Origin of the sequence: Streptomyces sp. SM10 (assembly GCF_002910915.1) — a bacterium.
Lineage (GTDB): Bacteria > Actinomycetota > Actinomycetes > Streptomycetales > Streptomycetaceae > Streptomyces.
Genome location: NZ_NEUF01000072.1, coordinates 1 through 2,991, shown reverse-complemented (window position 1 = coordinate 2,991; position 2,991 = coordinate 1). Strand labels below are relative to the sequence as shown.

Genomic DNA, 2,991 nt, shown 5'->3' with positions numbered 1-2,991 from the left:
GGGATACCGGCGCGGGCCGGGCTGGCGGCGAGCGCGGCGGCGCTCAACGGAGACGCGCGAGCCGGACCATGGCCTCGCGCCCGCGCGGCGGTCGGCGTCGCGGCAGGGCGGGGCCGGGCCGTCACCTCTTGAGCGAGGCGGGGCTGCACCGCGACTTGCAGCCCCGAACGCTGCAGGGCCACCGTGGCGTCGGCGACCTTCCCCAGCGCCTCGACGCGATCGGTGGTCGCGGGGAGCGTGTAGATGTCCAGGCTCGAGTTGTGCCGCCAGCCGTCCTCCACCAGCGCGAGCCCGCTGAGGCCGGAGACACGGTCGTCGAGGGCTGCGACGATGCCGAGCTGCGGGTGATCGGCGAAGGCGACGTCTGGTTCACCGAGCGGACCGCTGTCGCGTATCTGTGCCGTGTCGGGCGCCAGCGCAGGGTCAAGTGCGACGTCCACATCGACCTGGTAGCCGGCCTTGCGCAGCAGCTCGATGGCCCGGCTCGTACGGCCGTGTCCGTCACGGTTCTGGTCGGCCAGCGCGTACAACGTCGGCTGGTCGGCGACGGGATGGAAGTCGAATCCCTTGAGCATCCAGGTGCTGGCCGCGAGGTTCTTCGGGTTCGCGGCGACGATGCCGTGGACGGGGTGGTGGCCGAAGGCCAGGTCGGGCAGCACGTCGTAGTGGCTGGGCATGGCAGATCCATCCGAGGCGGGTGCGGTTACAGGTGCGGGCGACGGGCGGATCAGTTCTGAGGGTGCGGTGCACGGAGGACTCCTGGATCGCGGTCGGTCAGAGCCGGGGAGCGGATGAGGAACTGGCCGGCGGCGGCGCGGCCCGCGCGGAAGACTCCGGCGGCGGACCGGTCGGGAGCACGCGCTGGCCGACCGACGGCGAAGAGGCGAGAGCGACCCTCGCCCGGGATGGAGCGGAGTCGGGCGGGAGCACGGTGGCGGCGCGCGCCTTGCTGGAACGTTCCTGCTCCTGGCGTGTCGGTACGCCAAGCTGGTCCAGGCGGGCGTCGACAGCGGAGAGGAGATCCGGCACGCTGCCGCCGTGGCGCGCATGCGGACCGTCCGGCTCGGAGTCGTAGATCACCTCGTAGACGGCGGGCTCGGCGGACCGGTGGCGGGTGACCATCCAGCTTTCCGGGGTCTCGGGGTGCTCGGAGGGTGGCTCCTGCGGGGGCGAGATGATCAGCGAACTGCCGTCGGGAAGCTCGGCGTGGACGATGTAGTCGCTGAGGCCGTACTCGACGGTGCACTCCAGGCCGCGCTGCCCGAGCGCGGAACAGAGGGCGGCCTGAAGGTGACGCGGATCGGACGCGGCGGTCGGGGGCGGGGTTTCGTGGTGCATGGAGTTCTCCGTTGCGAACGTCCCGCCGCACGGCGGGAGCCGACGGGGCGTGGAGCTTGAAGGAGTGCGGTGGTCCATGAGGATCCGGTGATCGGGCAGTTTGGCGCTGCCGTGACTGCGTGCTAGGGATCACCGCGAGCGACCGGGAGCCGGCGGTTGCGATGCCGGTGGGAGCTGGGGCGAAGCAGGTGATCCGGCAGGGGCGTTGTGCGTCGAGCGGGTCAGGGCGACGCGAGCCCGCTCGGTCTGCGCCGGCCGTTCGGTGTCCGCTCGGTGAGCGAGGTATTCGCCGACGCGCACCAACGCCAGGGCTTGATCAAGTTCCGTTGAGGTCGTGCTTGTAGGTGATGCCCAGGATGGGGAGGGCTCGTTCGGGTTGGTCGCGGATGGCGCGGGTGGTCTTCGCGATGTTGGTCGCTCCGAGGGCTTTGAGGGCTCCGATCGCGAGGTTGCGGAGGGTGGCCATGACGCGGGGTGCGTTGCCGGCGTGGACGGTGGAGGCGTCCTCGGCGAAGGTACGGTCGCGGATGTGGTGCTGGGCTTCCACGGTCCAGTGTCCGCGCAGGTGGGAGGCGAGTTCGGCCGGTTTCGCCTGGTGGACGTCGAGGCTGGTGACCGCATAGACGGTCTCGCGGGTCTCCTTCCTGCCGGTCTCTTTGCGGCGGCGGTGGACGCGGAGGGCGAGCTTCGCGTGGGGGAAGGCGATGCCGCCCAGGTTGTCGGCGATGGCCAGAGTCTTGATCGAGCGGGACTCGCGACGGCCGTGTCCCTTGTTCGAGGCGGTGTGCTGGATGGCCACCGCATGCCAGTCCAGACCGTCCAGTTGGGCCCAGGCGGTGGGCTGATTGGGCTTGATCACGGCCACGTAGTGCGCCTTCTTGGTCTCGGCCAGCCAGGCGACGTTGGCCTTCACGGAGTGCAGCGCGTCGAAAGTGACCACGTCCCCGTCCAGGTCGAGCGGTGCAAGCAGAGGCTGGAAGTGCCGTGTCTCGTTGGTCTTGGCCCCGACCTCAGCCTGGGCGAGGGTGACCGGGCAGCCGTGGGTGACGGCGGACAGCAGATGCCGGCGGGTCTGGTTTAGGCGGGCGGAGCCCCGCAGCGCCTTGCCGTCCACGGCGATCACCCGTCGCCTGCCCGGGGCTGCGGCCCTGTGGCGGTGAGCCAACCAGGCGCCCACGGCCGCATCGAGTGCGTCGGTGTCGAGACGCTCGAGGACCCTCCCGATCGCCGACCTGGACGGCGCATGCCGCCAGCACAGCAGGTGACGGCGCACGCCGAGCGCGGCGAGCAGCCCTGCGTCGGCGCGGGCGCCCCACTCGGCGAGTTCGTCGATGGTCCGGGCTCCCGAGACCACGGCGGCCGCGCAGACCAGCAGGATCGAGGTCAGCGAGTACCAGCGGCCCCGCCGGGAGCGCGGATCGGGCACCGCCTCCAGGAAGAATCGCAGGTCAGGCATGTCGTCCGGATTGAGCGGCCCCAACTTGGCCAACACGGCAGGGATCGGGGAAGATGAGACAGCGGACACGGGAACCCTTTTGATCACTTGGCTTAGACACCTGAATGATCACGGATCCCGTGTCCGCTCTGTCGTCCACCCCAACCCGCGGCATCCTCACGCCAGTTGGGCGATCCCGGGAACTTGCGCAAGCCCTG

3 protein-coding genes are annotated in these 2,991 nt (G+C 70.5%); all 3 read right to left on the bottom strand.

The window, feature by feature from the left end; translation table 11 throughout:
* Positions 1-677: hypothetical protein (locus B9S57_RS10705; RefSeq protein ID WP_103515316.1), on the bottom strand; the 677-nt coding region annotated here is incomplete at its 3' end.
* 97 nt (positions 678-774) lie between these two features.
* Positions 775-1,338, bottom strand: coding sequence for a hypothetical protein (locus B9S57_RS10700; RefSeq protein WP_103515315.1), 564 nt, complete (start codon positions 1,336-1,338; stop codon positions 775-777).
* A 316-nt stretch (positions 1,339-1,654) separates the two neighbouring features.
* Positions 1,655-2,794 carry an ISAs1 family transposase gene (locus B9S57_RS10695; protein ID WP_103515314.1) on the bottom strand — a complete coding sequence of 380 codons (1,140 nt, stop codon included), beginning with the start codon at positions 2,792-2,794 and terminating at the stop codon, positions 1,655-1,657.
* Positions 2,795-2,991 lie beyond the last annotated feature (197 nt).